6 protein-coding genes are annotated in these 6979 nt (G+C 56.3%); all 6 read left to right on the top strand.

Annotated features, from left to right (window positions below; genetic code table 11):
- Positions 1–565 precede the first annotated feature (565 nt).
- The 6 genes from H4J77_RS14175 (at position 566) to H4J77_RS14150 (ending at position 6962) form a co-directional block, all read left to right on the top strand.
- Entirely contained in the window at positions 566–1273 is a 708-nt protein-coding gene (locus H4J77_RS14175; protein ID WP_182249051.1) for a HEPN domain-containing protein, read from the top strand.
- A gap of 102 nt (positions 1274–1375) precedes the next feature.
- Positions 1376–2236: a DUF5677 domain-containing protein gene (locus H4J77_RS14170; RefSeq protein WP_182249049.1), complete on the top strand. Its 861-nt coding sequence runs from the start codon at positions 1376–1378 to the stop codon at positions 2234–2236.
- Between the two features lie 306 nt (positions 2237–2542).
- On the top strand, positions 2543–2920 hold the full coding sequence (locus H4J77_RS14165; RefSeq protein WP_182249047.1) for a MerR family DNA-binding transcriptional regulator: 378 nt from the start codon (positions 2543–2545) through the stop codon (positions 2918–2920).
- A gap of 55 nt (positions 2921–2975) precedes the next feature.
- Positions 2976–4139 (top strand): isovaleryl-CoA dehydrogenase, encoded by a 1164-nt coding sequence (locus H4J77_RS14160; protein WP_182249045.1) that lies wholly within the window; start codon positions 2976–2978, stop codon positions 4137–4139.
- Between the two features lie 192 nt (positions 4140–4331).
- Complete coding sequence (locus tag H4J77_RS14155; RefSeq protein WP_182249043.1) at positions 4332–5939, top strand: carboxyl transferase domain-containing protein; 1608 nt, start codon at positions 4332–4334, stop codon at positions 5937–5939.
- Positions 5940–6161: 222 nt separating this feature from the next.
- Positions 6162–6962, top strand: coding sequence for a gamma-carboxygeranoyl-CoA hydratase (locus H4J77_RS14150; protein WP_182249041.1), 801 nt, complete (start codon positions 6162–6164; stop codon positions 6960–6962).
- Positions 6963–6979: the final 17 nt, after the last annotated feature.

Here is a 6979-nt window from a genome sequence, read left to right as displayed (position 1 = left end):
GATAGCGCGCACATCCTTAACTTCTCGGTAGGTTGATGTGATCAGCCTTTCGCCCTGATGGCGAGTCAGGGGAAATGCCTGGCCATTTCCCCCGACACCCCCTAGGCCACCCCAACTGCCCGGCCCTTCGGGTTCGCTGCGTTGCTCGGTCTGGCGGGGACGCTTGCAAACTCGCTTCGCTCAGACACCGCAAGCGCCTTTCTCCCGCCAACCCTGCGCTACTCGCCCGTGCAGACGGGGATTGGGTCCGTGCATTCCGCTATTTGTACGCCACCGCTAAAGCAACCGATACCTCTTTGCGGGCCCCAAATACCGCCAGTGCACTAAGGTTGGCAGCGCAAAAAAACTGTAGCACTATGCTATCAACTGCACTCTGGTTAGCGACCCGCTACCATCAGCTGCGGGCTTGAATACCTAATGCATTCGATATAACACGCAGACATGAGCAGAGGTGGAGCATGGAAGACATGGATATGTATGAGGCTCTTGTTAGAAGTGCACCAATCCCAAAGCGTGTTATGTCGAGAATTCTGATCTAACCACTGTTAGCAAAAAAAGAAAACCTATGCGCAAAATCAATCCGCAAGATGTTAAAAACGAGTTCTCGGTTTTTGTAACAGAACGGCTAGCATATTTTGATCGCGTCGAAACAGCGCTGAAAGGTACGCCGCACGAAAAGCGTGATATCAGCGTGCTAGCTGAAACTACACTCCATTCCGCATATGTAGCTTTTGAGTGCTTCATTTCCGATTTGATTCTTGCTTATATAAATCGCGATTTCTCTCAATACCAAGGCGACCTAGCATCAAGAGTATCCCAGTCCATACAACAAAAGTTTGGCCCGTGGGCAAACTCACGCACCCCATTTAACTCGGTAAAACACATCAAGATCGATGATCTCGAAAAAATGCTAGATCCAGACAATTACAATCTAACTTTCAAGAGCGTTGATATCTTAAAGCAGCGCTGCAATGAGTGGGTGGCTGCGCCCCTTAAAAATGGAATAATTAATATGAACGACTCAGATTCTAAGCTCATTGACACTGTGCGCTCCATTAGAAACTTTATTGCTCACCAGAGTAAAAATGCAAAATTAATAATGAACCAGAGCCTTTCTGACGTAGTTACGGGCGCCAACTGCCCGAATCAAAATCTAGGTCGCGGCGTCCACGACATTCATGACGCAGGGGCATTTCTTAAGTCAGTTATCGCAGGAAACAGGCGAGTAAAAATTTATATCTCTCGCTTAAATGCAATAGCTCAAACGCTATGACTCGGCGACGCCTTACAATGCGCTCAACTGTTGCTCATATCGTTCGCGGGACAGCCAAAGCTAAGCTTTTTGGCTGCCCGCCAGCTTAATTGTTGGACATATATGCAGCTATTACTTAGAGAGTCACTTGTTGTCTATTCAATGATCCGGGACGAAATAAAAAGCGTTCTGGATCATGAGGCTGCCTGTGACGAAGATTACCGTAACTTCGCATTAGCTCAACTTCATTATTATTCAGAACGATGCCAGTCACTGAACGTGTTGCTTCAGGAGTGGAAGCTTTGGGATTCCGATATCATAATGAGGGCCGCTCTTGAGTGCGCGACACGGTTCATTTTCGTGAGCTCGGCGCGAAAGAGAGAACGGTCGGAATTAATCTATGAGTACAGCGTGGCCCTAAATGAGATTGCGGATATTCAGCGATCGGAGAAGGCCAAGCAATTTGTAGGTTCTAATGAAGATGTGGATTCTCTAACATTAATTGGGGGGGTAATTTTATCAGTAGAACGAGAAGAAGAGCTTCGGTTGCGTTGGCCAAAATCAAAGCGTAACCCCATTAAGCAAAAGTGGTCGTTTACGGAGATCGTCAGAACACTTGCCGAGTTTAGCGAGCCGGGACTAGATCTCCGAGGGTATAAAAGCCTATTGCATAGTTATGGCCTAAGTAGTCATTTTATTCATGCAGATCAAACGGCAATTGACGTCGTTTGGGATAGGGCGCACAGAGAGCCAGCAGTCCGAATTGCACAGGAGAGGGCGCATTACGCTCGTTTGGCTACCACTCAGACAGCAATACTTTTTCTGTGTTGGCGTGCTCTTGTCTATGCAACGGGAATCGATTCGAGAAACCATGAGGTGGGTGAGGCCTTGGTGCAAGTTGAAAAGAAGGCAGGGGTGTTCCACGAAGAGTTTGCTCGCACTCAAGATGCCTTCTATGAAAAGCACGGTGCTTCAAATGTCTAACCAATGGCTTCAAGGGACGCTCCCCGCTCCGAGCTCTGTCGTTAATGAAAAAAGACCAAATTGTGAATTGGCAAAAAGCACTTGAGGTCTCAGTTTTAAATATAGGTGGTTAGATGAACTTTAATTACGCAAAAATGTTCATTTGACCCCTGGTTTTCCACCAGCTTCACTCACGGCAGATCACACTGACCGCTTCCAGCTTCCAGCTTCCAGCTTCCAGCTTCCAGCTTCCAGCTTCCAGCTTGACGCATCAGTATTAACCAGCTTACCTTTACGTTAACGTAAAGCAGTCACCAAAGACGACCCATGACCCAGACCTACAGCATTTCTGACCTCGCCCGTGAGCTGGATATCACCACTCGGGCGATTCGTTTTTATGAGGAGCAGGACATGCTCTGCCCTGAGCGGCGGGGGTTGGAGCGGGTTTATAGCGCGCGGGATAAGGTGACGCTGAAGCTGATTTTGCGTGGTAAGCGCATTGGTTTTTCGCTGGCTGAGTGCAAGGAGCTGATTGAGCTGTACGACCCCAGTCACGGCAATCGCAAGCAGCTGGAAACCTTTATGCAGAAGATTGCCCAGCGCCGTACGCAGTTGGCGCAGCAGTTGCTCGATATTGAACAGATGCAGATTGAACTGGATACCGCTGAAGATCGGTGCCGCGCGGCGTTGGCGCAGACGCTCTAGTCTGGTGTTAGTCATCGCTTTGGACTGAACAACAACAATAAAAGCAGGTGGAATCATGCATTACCCGTCGCTCAACTTCGGTCTTGGCGAGACCATCGAGATGCTCCGTGATCAGACGCGCAATCTGGTCAATGCCGAGCTGGCGCCGCGTGCGGCGGAGATCGACCGGGAGAACCAGTTCCCGCAGGATATGTGGCGGCGTTTTGGTGATCTGGGTTTGCTAGGTATTACCGTGCCTGAGGAGTACGGCGGGTCCGGGTTGGGCTATCTGGCGCATGTGATCGCCATGGAAGAAATCAGCCGGGGTTCGGCTTCGGTGGGGTTGTCTTACGGGGCGCACTCCAATCTCTGTGTGAATCAGATCAACCGCAACGGCACGCCGGAGCAGAAGACGACATACCTGCCCAGGCTGATCAGCGGTGAGCATGTGGGCGCGCTGGCGATGAGCGAGCCGAATGCCGGGTCGGATGTGGTCAGCATGAAGCTGCGCGCCGATAAGCGCGGCGGCCATTACGTGCTCAACGGCAACAAAATGTGGATCACCAACGGGCCGGACGCCAACGTTTATGTGATTTATGCCAAGACCGAGCCGGACAAAGGCGCGCACGGCATGACGGCTTTTATCGTCGAGCGCGATTCTCCCGGTTTCTCGCGTAGCCCCAAACTCGACAAGCTGGGCATGCGCGGCTCCAACACCTGCGAGCTGGTGTTCGATAACGTCGAAGTACCGGCGGAGAATATGCTTGGCGCGCTGAATGGCGGCGTTAAGGTGCTGATGAGCGGCTTGGATTACGAGCGAGTGGTGCTCTCCGGCGGCCCGACCGGCATCATGCAGAGCTGCATGGACGTGGTGGTGCCCTATATTCACGACCGCCAGCAGTTCGGCCAGAGCATCGGCGAGTTTCAGCTGATTCAGGGCAAGGTGGCGGATATGTACACCCAGCTGAACGCCAGCCGCGCCTATCTGTACGCCGTGGCGCAAGCCTGCGACCGCGGCGAAACCACCCGCAAGGACGCCGCCGGGGTCATCCTCTACACCGCCGAAGCCGCTACCCGCATGGCGCTCGACGCCATCCAGATTCTCGGCGGCAATGGCTACATCAACGACTACCCCACCGGCCGCCTGCTGCGCGACGCCAAGCTGTACGAGATCGGTGCCGGCACCAGTGAGATTCGGCGCATGCTGATTGGGCGGGAGTTGTTTAATGAGACGCGGTGAACAAGCTGGAAGTCGGAAGCTGGAAGCTAGATGCAGCCCGGAGGGGGCTTGGATTTCGGGTGTCAGTGCGTGCGTCGTACTTGCCTGCTCAAGGCTTGCGGCTAACCAACGGGCTTTGCAGCGCTCCCGGACTACTTCAAGCTTTCAGCTTCCAGGGGGCGGCCATCCGTCTTCCAGCTGGGGAGTCATGCAATGACGATCCTACAAACTCAGATCAACCCCGCCTCCCCAGAGTTCAAAGCCAACACCGACGCCATGCGCTCCCTGGTCTGCGAGCTGCAAAGCCTGCTGGCAGGCATTGCAAAAGGCGGTGGTGAGGTTGCGCAGGGGCGGCATTTGGCGCGGGGTAAGCTGTTGCCGCGTGACCGGGTGGATGCGCTGCTGGATGCGGGTTCACCCTTTCTCGAGATCGGCCAGTTGGCAGCGCATGAGGTGTATGGCGAGTCGGTGCCAGCGGCGGGGGTGATTGCCGGGATCGGGCGGGTCGAGGGGGTGGAGTGCATGATTGTCGCCAACGATGCGACCGTGAAAGGCGGCTCTTACTATCCACTCAGCGTGAAGAAGCACCTGCGCGCGCAGACCATCGCGCAGCAGAACCGCCTGCCCTGTATTTATCTGGTGGATTCCGGCGGTGCCAACCTGCCCCGACAGGATGAGGTATTCCCGGATCGCGAGCACTTTGGCCGCATCTTTTTCAATCAGGCCAACATGAGCGCGCAGGGCATTGCGCAGATCGCCGTGGTGATGGGCTCCTGTACCGCCGGTGGCGCCTATATGCCAGCCATGGCGGATGAAGCCATCATGGTGCGCGAGCAGGCGACCATTTTTCTCGCCGGGCCGCCGTTGGTGAAGGCCGCGACCGGTGAGGTGGTCAGTGCCGAAGCCTTGGGCGGTGCCGATGTGCATTGCCGTACGTCCGGCGTGGCGGACCATTACGCCGAGAACGACGAGCACGCCCTGGCCCTCGCCCGCCGTTGCATCAGCAATCTGAACTGGCGTAAGCAGGGTGAGCTGAATGCCCGCGCGCCCATCGCCCCGCGTTACCCGGCAGAGGAGCTGTACGGCATTATTCCTGCCGATGCCAAGCAACCCTTCGATGTGCGCGAGGTGATCGCCCGGCTGGTGGATGACAGCGCCTTTGATGAATTCAAGGCGCTCTATGGCACCACCCTGGTGTGTGGCTTCGCGCATTTGCACGGCTACCCGGTGGCAATTCTGGCCAACAACGGCATCCTCTTTGCCGAGTCGGCGCAGAAGGGCGCGCACTTTATCGAGCTGGCTTGCCAGCGCGGTATTCCGCTGCTGTTTCTGCAGAACATCACCGGCTTTATGGTCGGCAAAAAGTACGAGGAAGGCGGCATCGCCAAGCACGGCGCCAAGCTGGTCACTGCCGTGGCCTGCGCGCGCGTGCCCAAGTTCACCGTAATTATCGGCGGCAGCTTTGGTGCGGGTAACTATGGCATGTGTGGCCGCGCTTACGACCCGCGCTTTCTGTGGATGTGGCCCAACGCGCGCATCTCGGTAATGGGCGCCGAGCAGGCCGCCGGGGTGTTGGTGCAGGTCAAGCAGGAACAGGCCGAACGCAGCGGCGATACCTTCAGCACCGAGCAGGCCGACGCCCTGCGTCAGCCGATCCTCGACCAATACGAACAACAGGGCCATCCCTACTACTCCAGCGCCCGCCTCTGGGACGACGGCGTGATCGACCCGGCGCAGACGCGGGATGTGCTGGGGTTGGCGATATCGGCGGCCCTCAATGCGCCTATCGAAGACACGCGTTTTGGGGTGTTTCGGATGTAGTGGCGCGCATAGCGCGCCAGCTGGAAGCCTGAAGCTAGAAGCTGGAAGTAGTCCGCGCGATGCGGGGGTTTTAGGTGTTTTGGCATGCATCGCAGTTGTAAGCCCACGTATAGCTCAACCGCTGCACGAGCTGCTTCCAGCTTCTAGCTTCAGGCTTCCAGCCCGGCCGCCGCACAGAAACAAGCCGCCGTGTGAAACCAGGCTCCCATCGAGAAGAACAACATGAACAGTTACCAGACAGTCGAACTCGAACTCACCGAAAAAGGCGTAGCCACCCTGTGGCTAAACCGGCCGGAAAAGAACAACGCCTTCAACGCCTTAATGATCAGCGAGTTGTTGCAGGCGCTGGATGAGGTGGCGGCGGATGAGACGGTGCGTTTTATGCTGTTGCGTGGGCGGGGCAATCACTTTTCTGCCGGGGCGGATCTGGAGTGGATGCGTGACTGCGCGGCGCTGGATTACAACGCCAACCTGAATGACGCCCGCGAGTTGGCGCAGCTGATGGCCAGTCTGGCGCAGCTCAAGGTGCCGACGCTGGCGGTGGTGCAGGGTGCGGCCTTTGGTGGCGCGCTGGGGTTGATCAGTTGCTGCGATATGGCGATTGGCGCGGAGGAGGCCACCTTCTGTCTGTCCGAGGTGCGCATTGGGTTGCTGCCGGCAGTGATCAGCCCTTACCTGGTGCAGGCGATAGGCGCGCGTGCGGCGCGGCGTTTTGCGCTGACGGCAGAACGTTTTCATGGTGAGCGCGCGCGCGAGTTGGGGCTGTTGGACGAGTGTTATCCGGCGGCGGAACTGGAGGATGAGTTGCTGCAGTGGCTGGATCGCCTGCTGCAAAACAGCCCGCAGGCCATGCGCGCGACCAAGGCGCTGCTGCAAGAGGTAAAGCAGGGTGAGATGAGCACTTCACTGCGGCGTTACACCGAGGCCGCCATCGCGCGTATTCGTGTCAGCCCCGAGGGGCAGGAAGGGCTCAACGCCTTTTTGCAGAAACGCGATCCCGCCTGGCTGCCGCCCAAGCCTTGAGCCCCGACCAACACCAC

The sequence above is a fragment of the Pseudomonas sp. 5Ae-yellow genome, assembly GCF_014077575.1.
Classification (GTDB): Bacteria; Pseudomonadota; Gammaproteobacteria; order Pseudomonadales; family Pseudomonadaceae; genus Halopseudomonas; species Halopseudomonas neustonica.
This window is presented reverse-complemented; position numbering and strand designations above follow the sequence as displayed.